A 17,358-nucleotide genomic window follows, 5' to 3' on the forward strand; every position below is an offset into this window, starting at 1 on the left:
GGCTGTCCTTACTGGTACTGCTTGATAACTCAAGATTACTTTTCCCAAGTAAAGCGGAGATACCGGCTGGCAAGAATCTGCCCTCCATCATCAAAACAAATCACCGTACTGGGATTATCCGGAGTAATTGTCATTGTTTCTAATTCTGAACCATTAGCGTCATAACAAATGATTTCCACCGAACCAACTTCACTCCCTAATTCAAAGGTTTGATAGTCAGTAACTTCCTCTGGGGTGTAATCTGTTTTGGAGATTTCCGAATGGTTTTCATCATAATATATCATGGAAAAAGATGTTGTCGGTTGTTGAATTTCAAATGTAACTTGGCAGGAATAATCAATTCCTGTCATGGCACATTGATCAGTGATTTCCATGCGGTCAAAATAAGTTTCTGTATCAAAATATACCCCTTCTTCATCATGATACAGATAGTAAGCTGTAACAGAGTTTTCGGATTCCTCTTGCGGAAGATATGCTATCGCGCCTTCAGCACCCACGGAATCATTGTCCAAGTTTGCCCCAAACGTCATACTGGTAAAGTTCTGATCTCCAGCATAAGCAACATCTGCACTGGCAGAGAAATAATATACGCAAGCAGCGTCCAAATCAAATGAGTAGCTATTATCTGCAAAATCCGCATAGACCTTTGTATTTTCCGGCAACTCTTGCTCATTGTTTATAAAAATTGCCCCTATCGCCGATTCATAATCAGGCGTAAAATTATCCTGCGATGAATTGCAGGCCGTCATACTTACCAATAAAGCTGCCATCGAAATGGCACATAGAAGTTTCCTCATTCCTTTGCACCTCATTTATTGAATTTAGAGTTCTAAAAAGCACAATGTGCTTTTTTATTATACCATATCCAACTGTTTCATTCTACCAAGAAATATGAAAAGACATGGATTAAAGAAAATGGGTTTTACTATCACCCATGCAAATTCAAAATTGTTGCTCGGTTAATTTAGAAAAGCAAGGGTAACAAGTGGAATGTTAAGGGCTGAAAACGCCTGTATTTCTGCGGCTTCCAGCGCGGGGAAACGGCGTAGACGATACTTTATATTCAAACCCGCAAAAACGGCTTTCTAATTGTCCACGCAAGGACAAAAAAGAACAGGGGCGCGGCGCCGGAAATCGGCAACCGCGCCCCTGTTTTCTATGGACTATTCCTCGTCGGTCAAGATAAACTCCCGTTCAGAAAACTCGCTGTCCGTCATGGCTTGCAGCTTGTTTACCGTTGCGGCGGCAAGCTGACGCATATCCTCGTCCATGTAGGGCATGGCGGCAAGGATATTTTCAAGCGTTGTTTCTCGGCTGTCCTCGGCGTAGATCGCAACAATGTTTTCTTCCTCTATGGTAAAGCAGATATTCATGCTATCAAACCTCCAAATCCTTTTTATGCTCTTTCTGTTTATCTTTCGGCTGCTGCGCCGCCTGTTTCTTATACTCGTCCAGCTTTTTCAGAATAGAGGGCTTTTTCTGCGGCTGCTCCCGTTTCTCGGCTTTTACCGCTTTCGCAAGGTCGGTAACGGAAATTGCTTCGCCCGCCTTTGCCCGCTGCTCCAAATCTGCGACGGTGGGCGTTTGCGGCGTGTTATTGATAATCCCGTCAAAATTGTTGTCGTTCTGCTCTATGGTGTCCTCGACGTGCTTTAAGGGATTATCCCGCTGCGGCTGCTCGGCGGCTATGGCGTAAGCCTGTGTGCCGTTCCCCATAATGAGATACTTCCCGTCCTCCGACGCATGGTGAAAACCAAAGCCCGACGCTTCGATCTGTTCCCGGCTCATATCGGTAATATGAAAATTGCCCCTCGGCGTTCTAACGGTTTCACCCGTCAAAAGGCTTTCGGGGGTCGCTTCCGGCTGCTGCTTTTCAAGCTGCCCGTCCTTGTAGGAATATCCTTGCGCCGCGATTGCTTCAAGGGTCTTGCCTGTAACGTCGCCATAAATCCGCTTATCTGCGTCAACCAGCATTTGCAAGGTGTTTTTTACGGTGTCGGACAAGGCTTGCTGCTGTTCGGGCGGCAGCTTGTCAAATACGGGGGTTTGCTGTTCCTGCTCGGCTTGCCGTTGCTGCTGCAACTCGGTAAAATGCCCCTCAATCTCGGTAATGAGTTCCTTTGCGGTGGCCTGTATCGTTTCAAGGGACGCTTTTAACTCGGTCATTTCCTTGCCGCTGCTCCAACCCGCCACATAGCCGAAAGAATAATCGGACGTATCAAGCCCAAAGTGCTGGCAGACGGTGTAAGCGACGCTTTCCGCTTCTACCTCGCGGGTATGGCGGTCAACGCGGTTTTGTTCTTCCGGCGGGGCGTTCAAGTCCACGTCGTGCAGCTTCGCATGGGCGATTTCGTGAATGGCGGTCTTTACCGCCTGTAATTCACTCACGCCCTCTTTGATTGCAATGCGCTTGTCGGTTAGACTGAAATACCCGTTTGCGCCGTTTGTAATCTGTTCAAAAGTAATCGGGACGGGGGACGCTTTTTCAAGGGCGGCGAAAAAATCCTCGTACTGCTCCACATCGGCAAGCAGCGGTTTAACGGAAAGGTCGGGAAACTCCTTGCCCTCGGTCTGCGAAATATCAAAGACGGTTATAACCTTAAAGGCGGGGACGGTGATTTCCGTTTCTTCCTTTACCACTTTTCCCTCGCGGTCAAGCATGGGCTTTCTCGTTTCGGGGTCGATTTTATCAACCAGCTTTTTCACCTTGTAGGGTGCGGGGGCAAAGATTTTAATGCCTTTCTCGCCTTTCTTTACATGGCGGTCAAACTCCTTTTCCCATTGACGGAAGCCCATTACTAAATTGCCGCCCTGCATAGCAATTAGGATAGTGTTATTCAAACTATAATCATGGAACTTCGACATAGCGGTTAGAAACTCTTTGTAGCGGTCGCTGTCAAAAATCGCTTGTACGCCCTGTTCCAAACGGGCGGTGATCTCCTTTACCTTTTCGGCGGGCTTTTCGGAAGTAAGGATAATGGGGACGACGGGGCGGGGCTGCTGCGGCTCTGCGGCCTGTACGGCTGCTTGCTGCGTTTCGGCTGCGTCCATATAGGCTTTGTCCTGTTCGCCGCGCGACCGCTGCGGGTAACTCATAATGCGGTATTCCTCCGGCACTTCGCGCCCCTCAAACTGCCGTTCCCACTCGTCGCCGCTTTCCACGATATAGCCGTATTCGGTAAACGCGCCTTTTTCCTGCGCGGCGGCGTTCCTGCCGAAAGTAGTAAGGTCAATGCCGCCTTTCCATTCTTCGGGCATTTGTACCATGCCGGATTGATATAAGTAATAGTCGCCCAAATCGCGGTAGGTATGTACTTCGGGGATATGGACGTAAAAATCCACGTTGTAGGTGAAGTCAATTACCTGTCCGATATTTGCAAGCCCGTTTTTCTGCTGCAAAGCTGCGTTCAGCTTGCCAACCTCGGCGGGGTCAAGCTGTTCGAGCTGCGCCGCAAGAAAATTGAGTTCGTCCACGTCGGCGGCGCATACCATTTCATAAGGCAAAGCAATATGTTTCTCCGGGTCGTCGGAATAGCCGCGAATGGAAAAATCCTGCGGGTTGTCTGCGGTAATGCCTACGTTCCGCATAGCTTCGTGTAACTGCTCCTTTGTGGCAGGCATATCCAGCCAATAGCCGCTTGGGTCGCCCGCTTCAAAGCGGCTGCGGTTGCCTATCATAATAGAAAACTGTTCGCTCATGTGTTCACGCTCCTTTTCCTGCCCGGTATTTTCGGGGATAGCTGCCGCCTGTTGCTGCTGCGGGGGTTCTTCGCCCTCTATGGTGTAGTCCGGCATGAGCATACCGTTTACTTTGAAATAGTCGGCGTACTCCTGCGGGATAGGCGGGGAGATTTCCGTAAACAAGCGGTCATACGCTTTGATACGCCCATTCAGATACTTTTCCATAGCCGCCTTATCGGTGAAAACCTTTCTATCTTGTCCGGCAATCTTCGCTTGGGTTCTGCTTGGGCTGTTGGTGCGCACGCTCCATGTAAGCGTCCATGAATACGGGATAGATTTCTGCGCTTCTTTGTCATAGCGGGTATTCTCGTAAATGTAGTAATTCATCTGATATACCCGGTTGCTGCGGGTATATCGGTCATATTCATTTTTCTGCCACTCATTAGCGGTGTGCTGGACGTGCGGCGTTCTCACATATTCAAGTGCTTTATCCAGCAAAAGCGTTTTCCCCGCCTGTTCTTCCCATGCGGCGGCTTGCTCCTTTAAGCTGTCAAAAATCGCCTGTTCTGCCGCCGCGCTTTCGCTGCGCATGGAAAGTAGCTGCGCAATCGGCAAGGAAGCATAAGGGGCAATATCTCCGTCCTTTGCTTCAAAATATATCCGGCGTTCTATCCGCATGGTTTCGGCGGCTTCTAATTTGTCATGGTCGTATGAGGTGTACGGCATATTGTTTCATCACGTCCTTTCTCGGTCATATAAGGGTTTGGGACTATCCCAACAAGCAAAATGCCCGCGCCGTTCCAAGAGCAGCGCGGGCATTTCTCGCAAACGGGTACTCGTTTGCTGTGCTTGCTATGTAGTTGTTTTTATCCGTAAACGCCTGTTTCTCTCACTTTCCGCTTTCTGCCTGCGGCGTATCTTTGCCGCACAATCGGGACAGTATTTCGCCCGATTGCTGCCCGCCGCAAACGTGCTGCCGCATACCGCGCAACGCTTCAAATCGGTTTCCCCGCTGCGGGTGATCTGTTCGCAAAGCTGCCTGTCTGCGGGTAAAACCGCTTCGCGGAAATAACGGCATAACAGCGAATAGCTGATACTCTGCACACACACGCAAGTTTCCCCGTCGTCCAATAGCAGACAGTTCCCGCAATCGTTGTTGGCGCACGCGGCGCGGGTCATTTTCTTAACGGCTCGATACTGCTTTTCATCAAGCCTAATCATTTTCGGTTCTGCTCGACGCGGAAGTTTACATACTTGCCGCCTGTGTCGGCAAGCAGCACAACCCCGTCAAAGGTCTTTCCCGTTTTGGTGGAGTACATACCCTTGATTTTTACCTTTCCGTCTTTCAAAAGGGCGGCGGCAATCGCCTTTGTGAAAGTCTTTTTGCGCTGCTGAAAGAACAAGTCATTTTTCCACATGACAAAGCTGCAAGCCCTGTCGGAACAGTAGTAGTTTTTCTTGCCCTCGTAAACCGTCGCGCCGCAACGGGGGCAAGTGCCGATTGCTTCCCGCTGCGGGGTAAACAGCTTCGCTTTATCTTCGGAAATCGCGGAATAGGTTTTGACAAGCCCCGCTGTCATTTCCTCAATGCTGCGCATGAAATCGTCCGGGCTGTCGCTGCCTTTGGCAATCCCGGTAAGGCGGGTTTCCCATTCTGCCGTAAGCTGCGGGGACGTAAGGACTTCGGGCAGGATAGCGGCAAGGTTATACCCGTCCTTTGTGGGGATTAGCTTTTTGCCCTTGCGCTCGGCAAAGCCCGCACTAATGAGTTTTTCAATGATACCCGCCCGCGTTGCGGTAGTGCCTAACCCTTTGCGCTCTGCGTCCTCCGGCGTTTCTTCCTTGCCCGCGTTCTCCATAGCGGACAGAAGCGTATCTTCGGTATATGCTTTCGGGGGCTGCGTGTAACACTCGGAGATCTCCGCTGCCGGATTGTCAAAGGTCTGCCCCTCGGCAAGCGGCGGCAAAACGGTTTCCGGCTCTGCGTCCTCGTCCTGTTCCTCGGACGCGGCGCGGGACAGCTTTTCAATCTCACGCCACCCCTCGCAAAGCGTCGTCTTTCCCTTTGCGGTAAAGGTATAACCGCCGCAAGAGATAACCGCCGTAACCGCTTCATATTCATAGGGCGCGGCTGCGGCGCAAAGCAGCTTCGCGCATACAAGGGTCATAAGTTTTGTTTCGCTGTCGGTAAGGGAAGAAAAGCCCGTTTTCAAAAACTCGGCTGTCGGCAAAATAGCGTGGTGGTCGGTTACTTTGCTGTTGTCGCAAACCCTTGTAAGGTCTGCTTGCAGCTTCACGTCCCGCATAAAGGGAAGCAGCGAACAAAGCCCGGTAATGAGTTCCTTTGTGCTGCCCTCCATATCGGAAGTGATATATTTACTGTCGGTGCGGGGATAGGTCAAAAGCCGTTTTTCATAGAGGGCTTGCGCATAGTCAAGGGTCTGTTTCGCCGTAAATCCAAATAGGCGGTTTGCTTCCCGCTGCAAAGAAGTAAGGTCAAACAGTTTCGGCGGGGCTGCGGTCTTTTTCTCTTTTTTAAGAGAAGTGCAAACGGCCTGCGATTTCTCGCAAGCCGCTTTCATCTGCCGCGCCGCCGCTTCGTCGTCCTGCCTTTCGGAAAGGGCGGCAACGCCGCCAACGTCCAGCCGGACGACATGATATTTCTCTTTCTTAAAGCTGCTGATTGCATAGTCGCGGTTTACCAGCATTGCAAGGGTGGGCGTTTGCACTCTGCCGACATTCAATGTTTTATGGTAGAGGATAGAGAAAAGGCGGGTCGCGTTAATGCCAATGAGCCAATCGGCCTTTGCTCTGCAAAGCGCGGATTGATACAGGTTGTCATAACCGCGCCCGTCTTTGAGGTTTGAAAAGCCCTCGCGGATTGCGCTTTCTTCCATGCTGCTAATCCAAAGGCGGGAAAAGGGCTTTTTGCAATTCGCCTGGTCATAGACAAAACGGAAAATGAGTTCTCCCTCGCGCCCGCTGTCGCACGCATTGACAATCTCGGTAACGTCGCTGCGGTGCATAAGGTCTTTGAGAATAGAAAACTGCTGCTCCTTGCCGCTGGCAACGATAAACCGCCACTCCTGCGGGACAATGGGGAGATCGTCGTACTTCCATTTACGGTACTGCTCGTTGTAGGTCGCCGCGTCTGCAAGGCTAATCAAATGCCCGACACACCACGACACAAGGTAGCCGCCGCCCTCATAATATCCGCTGCACTTTTCATTTGCGCCAATAACGGCGGCAATCGCCGCCCCGACGCTCGGTTTTTCTGCAATTACCAATTTCATAGATTTTCGTCCTCCTGCTCGGTCTGTTCGGTTTCGACTTCTTCCGTTTCCTCGTCGTCCTCGTCAAAATCAAGGTCGTCAAGGTTGTTGCTGCCTTTCGCCGCGTCCTTTTTGGACTTCAAAATCTTAAAGTAGTAGAACGCGCCGCCGCCCGCTGCGGCAACAAGCAGCACGACAAGCAGAATAGCACCGCCCATGCCGCCGCCTTTATCTTCCTCCGGCTCCGGCTGCTCGGTTTCTTCCGGCTCCGGCTCGGCTTCCTTGCCCGCGCACTCGCTCATGTTGACGCTGCAAACGGGGCAATCGGTGTTGACGCTTCCGGCAACGCATTTTTCAGTACAGCTACAAGCGGGGGTTTCGGTCTGTTCGTCCTCCATAAGCTGCAAAAGGTCTTTTTCATCAACTTGATTGAGGAAATGGACGGTGTTTTCTCCGTCCTCGGCGCGGTCAATGATGATGTAAAAATAGTTTCCGTTTTTCGTAACGACGGTAATAAATTGTTTATCGCCGGACGCTTCGCCCGTTATGTCGTCCACAAGGCTCATGTTGCCCTCCGGCGTTAAGGGCTGCGGCTCATAGCCGCCCGTCGTTTCTTCCGGCTCGGTTTCGGTTACGGGGGTAGGCGGCTCGTCGCTCACATCACCGCCGCCCGCAAAAGCGGTAACAGAAAAGCCGCCCATGAGTACAAGGGCGGCAAGCAAAGCTGTAACGCTGCGAAACAGTTTTTTATGCTTCATCTTCGGTTTCCTCCTGTTCGTCGGTATAGTCTGCGTCCGGCTGCGGCAAGGCAATTTCGCCGCTGGCGTAAGCGGAGAGGAACGCGGCAAGCTGCGCCCCGTCGAGGTGTACCGCTTTCACCATTTGAACGATCTGCGCGTTTTCTTCCTCGATTTTCTGCGCTTCAAGGTCTTTCAGCCTTTTTTGGTATTCAAGGATTTTCGCCCTCGTTTTCTCAATATCCCGTTCGATACGGTCAAGTTTCGTGTTTGCCATAGAAATAAACTCCTTTCAAAGTCAGTTGTAATGTAGCCGCCCATAGGCGTAAAAATGGGATTGCCAATAGCTTGTATCAAGTTTTGCGTATTGTATCGGGTCGCCACAATGCAGCATGACGGGGCTTCCGTCCCCGTCCTCGCCAACGTAGATACCCACATGAGATACCCCCGGTGTGTCATATGTACCCGTAAAGAAAACCAAATCCCCCGGCTGCGGGTTGGAAACGCGGGTTGAAATGTTGTAAAGCCCCTGCGCCCCAAGTCTGCCCGTATTGTATAAGCCGCTGTTCGTCAGCACATAGCTAACAAAACCGCTGCAATCAAAAGAGGTTTCCGGGCTGCTGCCGCCCCACACATAAGGAAAACCGACATACTTTTCCGCTTCCTCAATGAGCCGCGCAAACTGTTCATCTTCCAGATAGGCGGGCGGGATTTCATAATCCGCTGGCGGGTTTTCATAGTATTTTGAAATATAGCCGGATTGCGGGAAAAGGTCGGGTCTGTTCCCAAGCGACGACATATACATAGCGTACATGGATAGCTGTTCCTCGCCCATAATGTAAACGGGAACATGGGAGAGGTTGAAGTTTTCCAAATCCACATTGAGAATGTAATAGTTATAGGCTACTTCAACGTCGTATTCGTTGCCCTCGCTGTCCGTCCGCGTTTCGGTGCGGTAGCGTACCTCGACTTCCTCCGTAACCGTCAAGATATACTGTTTATCAAAGAGCATTTCAAGGGTGCTTTGCGCTTCATCGAGAGTAAACACGCCCTCATGCCAAGCGGAGAGGATAGAGATTAGCACATACGGGTCATGCTCGATCTCGTCAGCCGTTACCCGGTATTCGTCATAGCCGGGGTATTCGCTTTCGATGTTATCCAGCATATCCTGTAACTCGGCTTCCATAGCGACATACGCGCTTTCTGCGCCTGTAATATCCGCGTCCTCGGAGAGATAGGACGACGCAATCAAGCCGCTGCCGCTGTTGCCGCCGAACAGGGAACAAGAGGACAAGCCGCCGAAAAACAGAAGCACGATAAAGGCAATCCCGCCCACAATCAAGCAGCCTTTCCAATGCCGGACGACAAAGAACGTCGCCCGTTTGGTTTCCTGCGCCGTTTTCTTCGCCGCCTTTGCGGTGGCTTCGGCGGTCTTTTTCACCTTGCCGCCCGTTTTCAACGCCTTTGCATACTGCTTTTTAATGCGCTGTTTTTGCCAAAAACGGGAAATCGGGTTGGAGTGCGCAAGGGCGGGGTTATCATGCAGCGCCTTTTGGTAGAGGAAATCGGCGTTTGCCTTTGCTGCCTTTTTCTCGGCTGCTGCCGCCGCCCGGTAAGGTTTCAGCTTATGGCTGCGTATGCCGCGTTTTACTGCCCGCGTCGTCATGCCGCCCGCTTTCTCGCCCACAAGTTCTATCCTGTGTCCGCTTTCCACACCGACGTTTTCTTTCTCCACCTCATAGATTTTTCCATGTACGGCGGCGTCCAATTCCTGCGCCGGACGGGATAACGGGTTATGACGCAACTTGCCGTTTGGGGGCTTATCCGTTTTTTCAAAAGCAAGGCGCGTCTTTGCTTTGCCTTTGGCTTCGTCAAAAACGCGCTCTTTTGTGATTTTGGTCTGTTTGGGGATAGCTGCCCGCGCTTTGTCTAAACGGTCAGCCGCCGTATCGGATTTTTTGATTGCCTTTTGCAGGTCCGGCGTTGCCCGTTCCGCTTCGGAAAACTGCAAGCGGGACGTATGGGTTTTAAGCTGTGCTGCGTCAAGGGTCTTTTTCTCCGCGCCCTTTTCAAAGTGGCGGCTAACCTCTGTGCCAATACGTTGGGTGGCTTTTTCCGCTGCTCCCGCTACGGGGGCTGAATAGTTTTCCTCCGGCGGTCTTTCGCTGATACTCGTTGTTTCGCCCGTCGTAAGGTTTTCCGCAACCGCCCCGTCGCGGGTCATTTTCTGCGTTACCTTGTCGGGGGCTTTTAATTCCTTGCTCAATGTTCATCACCTCCAATACGCTGTTTTGCAAGGGTGCAGTATTCGGGGTTGATCTCTATACCCACATAGCGGCGGGAAAGGCTTTTTGCCGCCGCTGCGGTCGTGCCGCTGCCTAAAAACGGGTCAAGCACAATCCCGCCGACAGGACAGCCCGCCAAAATGCACGTTTCCGCAAGTTTGGGCGGGAACGCTGCAAAATGCCCGCCGCGATAGGAAGCTGTGTTGATCTGCCAAACGTTGCGGCGGCTGCGGACGGGGGAAATCATTTCGTCGGTGTATGCGCCTTTCCTGCGGGGACGGTTGATTTTCTGCGGCTGGTTTTGCCCCGGAACGGTAGCGGCATATTTGTTGCCTTTCCCAACTCCGCTTTTCAGCCGTACCGCCGTTGTGGGGGCTATCGGCTCGGCTACTGCTTGCCAATCGTAGTAATATTTCTTCGACTTGGTAAGCAGAAACACATATTCATAGCAGCGCGTCGGTCTGTCCCGCGTGCTTTCCGGCATGGCGTTTCCCTTGTGCCAAATGATAGAACTGCGCAAATACCAACCGTCGCCCCGCAAGGCAAGGGCTACAAGCCACGGAATACCGATTAGGTCTTTCGGCTTGCAGCCGGGGGCGCGGTGGTTTACCGCCACTTGCTGCCCGTTCCTGCCTTTGGGATATTTCGGGTCTTGGTGGTCGGCTTTGCTGCCTGTGCCGCAATAAGTGTCCGCGATATTCAGCCAACAAGTACCCTCCGGCGTAAGCACCCGCTTTACCTCATGGAAAACCGCTGTAATGCGGGAAACATATTCCTCCGGCGTTGCTTCCCGTCCGATCTGCCCGTCTGTGCCGTAATCGCGCAAAGCATAGTAGGGCGGGGACGTTACGCAACAATCCATACAGTTATCCGGCAAGGTTTGAAGCACCTGCAAGCTGTCGCCGCAATAGATTTTATCCGTTTCTATCTTCATGCTGACACCTCGCCGGGCTTGGTCGTCATCACGCGGTAGAGTTCCGTATCTTTTGGGAAACGGTCAATAAAGGGCAAAATCACGTTGCCATAGAAGATAAGTCCCTCGCCCGCTTCGGAATGGGTTACATAGGTCATTTGCTGCTGTGAAATGTTAAGCTGCTTGGCAAGGATTTCCCGGTCGCCCTGGGCTTGGTTGAGCATATACACAAAATCACTGTTTTCAAAGATGTTCTCCACCTCGCGGGACGACAACAAATCTTTCACGTTTTGGGTGATACCTGTCGGAATACCGCCCCACTTCCTAAAACGCTTCCAAATCTCGACGCTGTATGCTGCGGTCTGTTCCTCTTTGAGCAGCAAATGAAACTCGTCGATGTAATACCGCGTCGCCTTGCCCTCGCTGCGGTTTACCGTTACTCTGTTCCATACTTGGTCTTGGACGATAAGCATACCGACTTTTTTAAGCTGCGTACCGAGTTCCTTAATATCAAAGCAGACAAGGCGGTTATGAATGTCAACGTTTGTCCTGTGGTTAAAAATGTTCAAGCTGCCGTTTACATAGAGTTCCAATGCCGCCGCGATACGCTGCGCTTCCTTTTCCGGCTGCTTCTTGATCTCGTCGTAGAGGTCGCCCAAAATCGGCATATTTTCGGGCTTCGGGTCGGCAAGGTAGTTGCGGTACACGCTGATAACAGCGCGGTCAATCAAGGTCTTTTCGACAGCTTCCAGCCCGTTTTTACCTCCCATAATCAACTCACAAAAGGAAAGGATAAAATCGCTCTTTAAGGCTATGGGCGTGTCGCCCTCGCTGTAATTGAGGTTAATATCCATAGGGTTAATGTACTGCGTGCTGTTCTGCGAAACCTTGATAACCTGTCCTTTCAAACGTCCGACAAGGGGGTAATATTCGGCTTCGGGGTCGCAAATGATAATGTCGTCGGACGTGATAAGAAAAGCGTTTGTGATTTCACGTTTTGCAGAAAAACTTTTGCCGCTGCCCGGTGTGCCGAGTATCAAGCCGTTGGGGTTTTTCAGCTTCTTTCGGTCGCACAAAATCATGTTGTTGGAAAGGGCATTTAAGCCGTAATACAATGCTTCGCCGCTTTGGAACAGCTCTTGCACCGTAAAGGGAACGAAAACGGCGGTGCTGCTGGTCGTCAAGCCGCGCTGGATATGGATAAGGTTTTCCCCCAACGGGATAGAGGACATAAGCCCCTGTTCCTGCCGGTAGTCAAGGCGGGTCAAAATGCAGTTGTATTTCTGTGCGATTGCCGCCGCCCCGAACACTTCGTTATCCAATTTCTGCTTGGTATCTGCAAGGTTTAAGACAAGCAGCGTAAGCAGAAACATTCTTTCGTTGCGGCTCTGCAAATCGCGGAGTAGGTTTTTTGCTTCCCCGCCGTAGGTGGCAAGGTCGGACGGAATAATATCCATGTCATAACCGCTGCGGATTGCTTTCTTTTGTTCTTCAATCTTCATGCGGTCAAGGTCGGTGATCTTGCGCTTAATCGTCTTGATTGCTTCGTTGTGGTCGATACTCTGAATGTGCAGATTGACGATAATCCCGTTTTCCGCGTCCATGAAGTCAGCAAGCATACGGTCGGAAAGTTCCGGCGCGACGATCTGCAAAAAGGAAACCGCACCAAACTTGCCGCCCATTTGAAACATTCGCCCGTCGCCAAATCGGAAAGAGGACGGGGCGATAAAGTCTTTGACAGAAAGACCGCTTGCGGGTAGCCGTTCCCACGCAAAGTTAAAGCGTTCCCCGTCCGGGTGGAAAATCCCATGCAGCACTTCAAGACGCTGTTTCCCGTCCAATACCCGCGCCGCCGCGCCGATCACCTTAAAATGGTTGAGGGTGTCCGTTTCAATGCGGGCAAGACGCGCCCGCGCCGATCTAATGTCCTTTGCTTCAACGGTAAAGGTGAGAAACTTGGTCTTGATAAGCCCGTTGTTTCCGCGTTCAAGCTGCGTCCTAAGCATTTCGGTGTATTCTGCTCTGATACTGTCGAAGTCATCATTCTGCGGCGCAATCGTGATACTGTTCTTGAAATCGTCCTTGTTCGCATGGCGGCTGATTAGGGAAAGCTGCACGCTGATAGAAGCGTCGAACGAGTTATACATATCGCAAAGGGCTTCAAAAATGGCGGTTTTGTCGTCCGGCTGCGCAAGCTGATAGTTGATGTCCTCAAACTCAATGCACTTGGAATACCGCCCGTTTGCAAGGCGGCAAATCCCGTCCTTATACATTCGCTCAAACGGTATGCTGTCCTGCGCCGTATGGGGCTTCCCGTCGCCCTTTGCCTGTCGGATAAGGGTATCTATCTGTTTTCTTTCCTGTCGGGAAAGTTTACGCTTTTCGTTTTGGGTGTTTTTCTTTTCCTTTGACAATCGCCCGTACCTCCTTATCTAATTGCTCTTGCCGCGCAAGGGCGGCATAAAAATTGTTGGTCTGATAAGGTCGCTCTTTGGGGCGAAGAAACTTCACTTCCACAAATTGCCGAATAATCACTTCCAGCGGTTGCCCGTTTTTCTCGTACATGGCAAGCAAAAACATAGGCAGCATGGCAAGCACCATGCACAATGCCGCTGTGGTTGTTCCAACGCTGTCTTTTACCAAAAAGAACAGCGGCAGTCCGATTGCTACCGCCGCGCTGAAACAAATTAGCTGTCGTTTCGTAAGGTTGAACATTACCTTGCTTTTGATTTTTGTTAAGTCCTTTGGGACGGTTACATACGCCATTTCAAACCTCCTTTCTGCCCGGAATGTAATCTTCAAAACGGGGGACAGCATAGAAAAGCCGTTTGTTATTTACCCACCGTTGCAAATGGCGGGTAACAGGCGGGGCGGTTGGACGCTCGTAAATCATCACATACGGGTCAAAGCCCATAGCCCGCAAGGTGTTCACGCGGTATAAATCCTGTTCGTGAGTGCTGCCGTAGTTGGTAAGAACATACACGCGCCGCTGGCGGCTGCTCTTAATGGCGGTCAAATCCAAAAAACGTTGGAAATACCCGGTTAAGTCCTCGTCGGGATTATCCCATGCAAAATGTACCGCTTTTATCCGTACCCGATTTAACAGGCTGACATTATCCCTGTTCACAAGGCGAATATCCAGCCCTTGCGAAAAATCCACCCATGCGCGGCTTCGTATAAGCTGCTCAATGAGATTTTCATGGTCGGGACAGGCAAGCAGATTAGCGTCCATGATTTTTATTTCCGGCTGCCATTTCCAAAACTCGGACAAATCCGCAACCTTAACACTTTTGCGTCCCTCTTTACTGCTGACAATGCAAAACCCGCAATTTCTCGGACAACCCCGGCTTAAAAAGCCGTAGGCAATCCCGAAAAACTGCGGGTAGATAGAATAATCCGGGTAACTGTGTTCCACTTCCGGCGGCAAGCGGTTTTTCGTGTCGTAGCCCGTACCGCCGAAAATAACTTGTTCCGCGTTGGTAACGGTTATCGTGTCTTTGGAATAGGTGTCCGTAAAGACGCGGCTTTTATATACAAGGTCGTACCGCCCCTTTGCGTTCCACCATTCCACCGTATGCCCCTTTGCTTTATGATACGCGGATAGCTTCATCAAGCAGAGGTTGGGGAAATTATGGCTGTCAACGTCGATTAAACCGATTTTCAAATCATAACTCACCCCCTTAATGTGCCGAAAAGACGCTCTTTGCAAGGCTTCCCGTTTTGAAAAGCGTAAAGCACAAGAGGACGGTATAGCCCATGCAAGCCCAGATCGCGCCGGAAATGTCGTCGGTCGCTGCGATTGTTTGTATCAACACCGCATAAATGCCGACACACACCAAGATCAGAAACGCCTGAAAACCAAGCGCAAGCAAAGATTTTAAGTAATTCTGTCCCATGCTGCCCCATTCGTGATTTACCATTGTTGCCATCGGGATAGGGGCAACGCTCGTTACAAGATATATTTCAATCATGCGCCCATACACCACAAGCATAATGCAGATTGACAGGGCTTTCATGGTAAGCCCTACAAAGAGGGATTGAAACCATAACCCCAAAAGACCGCCCACGCTCATAGCGTCGAGTTTTGCTTCAATGTCGGTAATGACGGTGGTAACGTCTATGCTTGTATCGGATATGATAACCCCCGCGCTCTGATTGACGACGCTCTGCGTAACGTCGAAAACTCCCATGACGATGTTCCAAGTGTTTGTTACCAGCAGCACCGCAACAAAGGTCTTAAAAATCCATTTGAAGAAAATCCAAGTGTCGAGATCGTGCAGATTGTTTTTTTCAATTACAAGCTGGATTAGTTCATAACACATGACAAAGGTAATGATAACGCCCGCAATCGGTACAATGACGTTTTCCGAAAGGCTGCGTATCATGTTGAATATGCCCGCGTTCCACCCGGCGGGGGTCGTGCCGACTTGTGTTGCGATTTCTCCAACCTCTGTATTTACGCTGTCAAACAAGCCGGAAAGGTTCGATAAAATCCCGTCTGTCAAAATGCCGCGAAACCAATCTTCAATCATCTGCCATATCAAAAGTTAATCCCTCCTTTCCCGCGCCCTCCCGTTTCCGAGAGGGCGCGGCGGGTGGTATTTGTTTTAGGCATTATCCAAAAAGTTGAGAAAGCAGGGGAACAAGGGTGCCGCCGATCAAAGCGACGCCGCCGCCCGCCATGAGCTGCTTCATGCCCTGGCTCTTTGCTTATGTGTGATAAAGAAGCAATAGAAGTGCAAAAAATTTTGCCGTTCCTATCCGACACTTGGCCATTGTGTCGGATAGGTCGGGCGGTTATTCGGGCAAGTCAATCTTGCCGACAAAGCTGTAATAAATCTCAATGTCCTGCCTGCGGGTGCCGTTCTCATCATAGCTGCACTCATGCACCACAATTTTCTCGATCATTTCCCGCAAGAGAGTGGGGGTCAGTTCTTCAAAGGCAAGGTGCTTGCGGACAATGCCCATAAATTTCTCGGCGTTGACGGTAGCTGCCTGTGACTTGTCCAGTTCGGCTTGCAGGGCGGCGGCTCTCTTTTTCAGCTCCGCTTGCTCGGCTTCGTAGTCAGCCGACAGTTCCATGAAACGCTCATCGCTGATTTTGCCGTTTACATTGTCCTCATACAGCCGCTTGATAATGCGGCTGATTTCAGAAATGCGTTCCTGCGCCTGTTCAAGCTGCTTGATGGCTGCGGCGGTCTTTCGCTTGCCGCCGATCTCGTTCTGCTGGACAAGTAGTTTCACAAACCGGCTCTCATGCTTGGCTGCGTATTCGGTCACTTGCCGGAGATTTGCCAGGACACCAGCGGTCAACAGATCGGTGCGGATAAAGTGCGCCGTACAGTTGCGGGTGCGCTTCTTGTAGCTGCCGCAGATGTAGCAGTCCTGTTTGCGGTCTTTGTTCTGATACCGCTGCTGATACAGCACATGGCCGCAGTCGGCGCAGAACAAAATCCCGGAGAACAGCCCCACTTCATCGTAGCGGTTCGGGCGTTTGCGCTGTTTGCGTAACTCCTGCACCCGTTCCCATGTTTCCTTGTCGATGATCGGCTCATGGTGGTTCTCGAAAATGGCCTGCTTCTCGACGGGGTTCTCTATGCTGTGCTTGACCTTATAAGAAGGCTTTTCCGTTTTGAAGTTCACCAGACATCCGGTGTACTCTCGGTTTTCGAGGATATGAACGACGGTGTTGGTCGCCCATTTGCACTCATAGCCTGGGTGATAACGGCGGGTGCTGCCTGTCCGCTGATATTCCAGCGTCCCCGGCGTGGGGATTTGCTGCTCCGTCAGCATACGGGCAATCTTGGTCGGGCCGTTCCCGGCAAGGCAAAGCTGGTAAATCTGCTGCACCACCGGGGCGGCTTCCTCGTCTATAATAAAATTCTCGTCCTCGTCCATCACATAGCCGTAAACCGGCTTGCTGGTAACAGGCTTGCCGCTCATGCCTTTTGACTTTTTCACTGCCTTGATTTTCTTGCTCGTATCTCTCACCAGCCATTCATTGAACAGATTTCGCAGCGGGGTAAAATCGTTGTCCATGCCCTCGCTGGCACTGTCCACATTATCGTTGACAGCGATAAAACGCACACCCTTTTGAGGGAACAGCATTTCCGTGTAAAACCCTACCTGCAAGTAGTTTCGCCCTAACCGGCTCATGTCCTTGACGATGACCGTACCCACTTTCCCGGCTTCAATGTCCGCAAGCATGGCTTGAAATCCGGGCCGCTGGAAGTTCGCGCCGGAAAAACCGTCGTCGGTGTACCAGCGCAGATTGGTAAAGCCGTTCTGTTTTGCGTAGGTTTCGAGTATCCTTTTTTGGTTCGATATGGAATTACTCTCGCCTTGCAATTCATCCTCGTGGGACAATCTCGGATAAAGGGCGGTAATGAGGTTTTGGGTGGCTTGTCTTAACATAAAATCCTCCGTTTCCGACAGCCAGCCCCACTATTCCGTGGTTTCATTGTACCACG

The 17,358-nt window shown here is 51.1% G+C and carries 14 protein-coding genes and 1 pseudogene; all 15 read right to left on the reverse strand.

Translation table 11 applies throughout. The annotated features are described in order from the left end of the window. Positions 1–35: 35 nt before the first annotated feature. The 15 genes and pseudogenes from H9L42_RS03410 to H9L42_RS03480 all read right to left on the reverse strand — a co-directional run bounded on the left by H9L42_RS03410 (position 36) and on the right by H9L42_RS03480 (position 17,302). Positions 36–797, reverse strand: a complete 762-nt coding sequence (locus tag H9L42_RS03410; protein ID WP_007860195.1) for a hypothetical protein — start codon at positions 795–797, stop codon at positions 36–38. 366 nt (positions 798–1,163) lie between these two features. Then, positions 1,164–1,373, reverse strand: coding sequence for a transposon-transfer assisting family protein (locus H9L42_RS03415; protein ID WP_007860197.1), 210 nt, complete (start codon positions 1,371–1,373; stop codon positions 1,164–1,166). Between the two features lie 4 nt (positions 1,374–1,377). After that, complete coding sequence (locus H9L42_RS03420) at positions 1,378–4,407, reverse strand: antirestriction protein ArdA (RefSeq protein ID WP_007860198.1); 3,030 nt, start codon at positions 4,405–4,407, stop codon at positions 1,378–1,380. 126 nt (positions 4,408–4,533) lie between these two features. Beyond that, on the reverse strand, positions 4,534–4,902 hold the full coding sequence (locus H9L42_RS03425; protein WP_007860200.1) for a cysteine-rich VLP domain-containing protein: 369 nt from the start codon (positions 4,900–4,902) through the stop codon (positions 4,534–4,536). After that, on the reverse strand, positions 4,899–6,974 hold the full coding sequence (locus tag H9L42_RS03430; protein ID WP_007860201.1) for a type IA DNA topoisomerase: 2,076 nt from the start codon (positions 6,972–6,974) through the stop codon (positions 4,899–4,901). Before H9L42_RS03430 ends, H9L42_RS03425 begins: the two co-directional genes overlap by 4 nt. Then, positions 6,971–7,711, reverse strand: a complete 741-nt coding sequence (locus tag H9L42_RS03435) for a DUF4366 domain-containing protein (RefSeq protein WP_007860202.1) — start codon at positions 7,709–7,711, stop codon at positions 6,971–6,973. Before H9L42_RS03435 ends, H9L42_RS03430 begins: the two co-directional genes overlap by 4 nt. Further along, a complete protein-coding gene (locus H9L42_RS03440) occupies positions 7,701–7,967 on the reverse strand; it encodes a DUF4315 family protein (protein WP_003508256.1) in 267 nt (88 codons plus the stop codon). The genes H9L42_RS03435 and H9L42_RS03440 overlap by 11 nt, the downstream gene beginning before the upstream one ends. Before the next feature lie 21 nt (positions 7,968–7,988). Then, complete coding sequence (locus H9L42_RS03445) at positions 7,989–9,956, reverse strand: C40 family peptidase (RefSeq protein WP_007860203.1); 1,968 nt, start codon at positions 9,954–9,956, stop codon at positions 7,989–7,991. Further along, entirely contained in the window at positions 9,953–10,909 is a 957-nt protein-coding gene (locus H9L42_RS03450) for a DNA-methyltransferase (RefSeq protein ID WP_007709580.1), read from the reverse strand. The genes H9L42_RS03445 and H9L42_RS03450 overlap by 4 nt, the downstream gene beginning before the upstream one ends. Beyond that, positions 10,906–13,320, reverse strand: a complete 2,415-nt coding sequence (locus H9L42_RS03455) for a VirB4-like conjugal transfer ATPase, CD1110 family (RefSeq protein WP_465270645.1) — start codon at positions 13,318–13,320, stop codon at positions 10,906–10,908. Before H9L42_RS03455 ends, H9L42_RS03450 begins: the two co-directional genes overlap by 4 nt. Further along, the gene (locus H9L42_RS03460) at positions 13,262–13,654 is read right to left on the reverse strand and encodes a PrgI family protein (protein WP_007860207.1); all 393 of its coding nucleotides are present in this window, start codon (positions 13,652–13,654) and stop codon (positions 13,262–13,264) included. Before H9L42_RS03460 ends, H9L42_RS03455 begins: the two co-directional genes overlap by 59 nt. A gap of 1 nt (position 13,655) precedes the next feature. Continuing rightward, positions 13,656–14,552 carry a radical SAM protein gene (locus tag H9L42_RS03465; protein ID WP_007860209.1) on the reverse strand — a complete coding sequence of 299 codons (897 nt, stop codon included), beginning with the start codon at positions 14,550–14,552 and terminating at the stop codon, positions 13,656–13,658. A 16-nt stretch (positions 14,553–14,568) separates the two neighbouring features. Next, entirely contained in the window at positions 14,569–15,432 is an 864-nt protein-coding gene (locus H9L42_RS03470; RefSeq protein WP_007860210.1) for a VirB6/TrbL-like conjugal transfer protein, CD1112 family, read from the reverse strand. A 70-nt stretch (positions 15,433–15,502) separates the two neighbouring features. Beyond that, positions 15,503–15,598: pseudogene (locus tag H9L42_RS16940) on the reverse strand (Maff2 family mobile element protein); the annotation flags it as partial. Positions 15,599–15,685: 87 nt separating this feature from the next. Further along, the gene (locus H9L42_RS03480) at positions 15,686–17,302 is read right to left on the reverse strand and encodes a recombinase family protein (RefSeq protein WP_002596236.1); all 1,617 of its coding nucleotides are present in this window, start codon (positions 17,300–17,302) and stop codon (positions 15,686–15,688) included. Between the last annotated feature and the right edge of the window lie 56 nt (positions 17,303–17,358).

The organism is Zhenpiania hominis (assembly GCF_014333425.1).
Classification (GTDB): domain Bacteria; phylum Bacillota; class Clostridia; order Peptostreptococcales; family Anaerovoracaceae; genus Hominibacterium; species Hominibacterium hominis.

What these genes read in the sequence shown, in the direction of transcription:
- H9L42_RS03410 (WP_007860195.1), bottom strand. Translation starts at nt 797, where the DNA reads ATGAGGAAACTTCTATGTGCCATTTCGATGGCAGCTTTATTGGTAAGT.
- H9L42_RS03415 (WP_007860197.1), bottom strand. Translation starts at nt 1,373, where the DNA reads ATGAATATCTGCTTTACCATAGAGGAAGAAAACATTGTTGCGATCTAC.
- H9L42_RS03420 (WP_007860198.1), bottom strand. Translation starts at nt 4,407, where the DNA reads ATGCCGTACACCTCATACGACCATGACAAATTAGAAGCCGCCGAAACC.
- H9L42_RS03425 (WP_007860200.1), bottom strand. Translation starts at nt 4,902, where the DNA reads ATGATTAGGCTTGATGAAAAGCAGTATCGAGCCGTTAAGAAAATGACC.
- H9L42_RS03430 (WP_007860201.1), bottom strand. Translation starts at nt 6,974, where the DNA reads ATGAAATTGGTAATTGCAGAAAAACCGAGCGTCGGGGCGGCGATTGCC.
- H9L42_RS03435 (WP_007860202.1), bottom strand. Translation starts at nt 7,711, where the DNA reads ATGAAGCATAAAAAACTGTTTCGCAGCGTTACAGCTTTGCTTGCCGCC.
- H9L42_RS03440 (WP_003508256.1), bottom strand. Translation starts at nt 7,967, where the DNA reads ATGGCAAACACGAAACTTGACCGTATCGAACGGGATATTGAGAAAACG.
- H9L42_RS03450 (WP_007709580.1), bottom strand. Translation starts at nt 10,909, where the DNA reads ATGAAGATAGAAACGGATAAAATCTATTGCGGCGACAGCTTGCAGGTG.
- H9L42_RS03460 (WP_007860207.1), bottom strand. Translation starts at nt 13,654, where the DNA reads ATGGCGTATGTAACCGTCCCAAAGGACTTAACAAAAATCAAAAGCAAG.
- H9L42_RS03480 (WP_002596236.1), bottom strand. Translation starts at nt 17,302, where the DNA reads ATGTTAAGACAAGCCACCCAAAACCTCATTACCGCCCTTTATCCGAGA.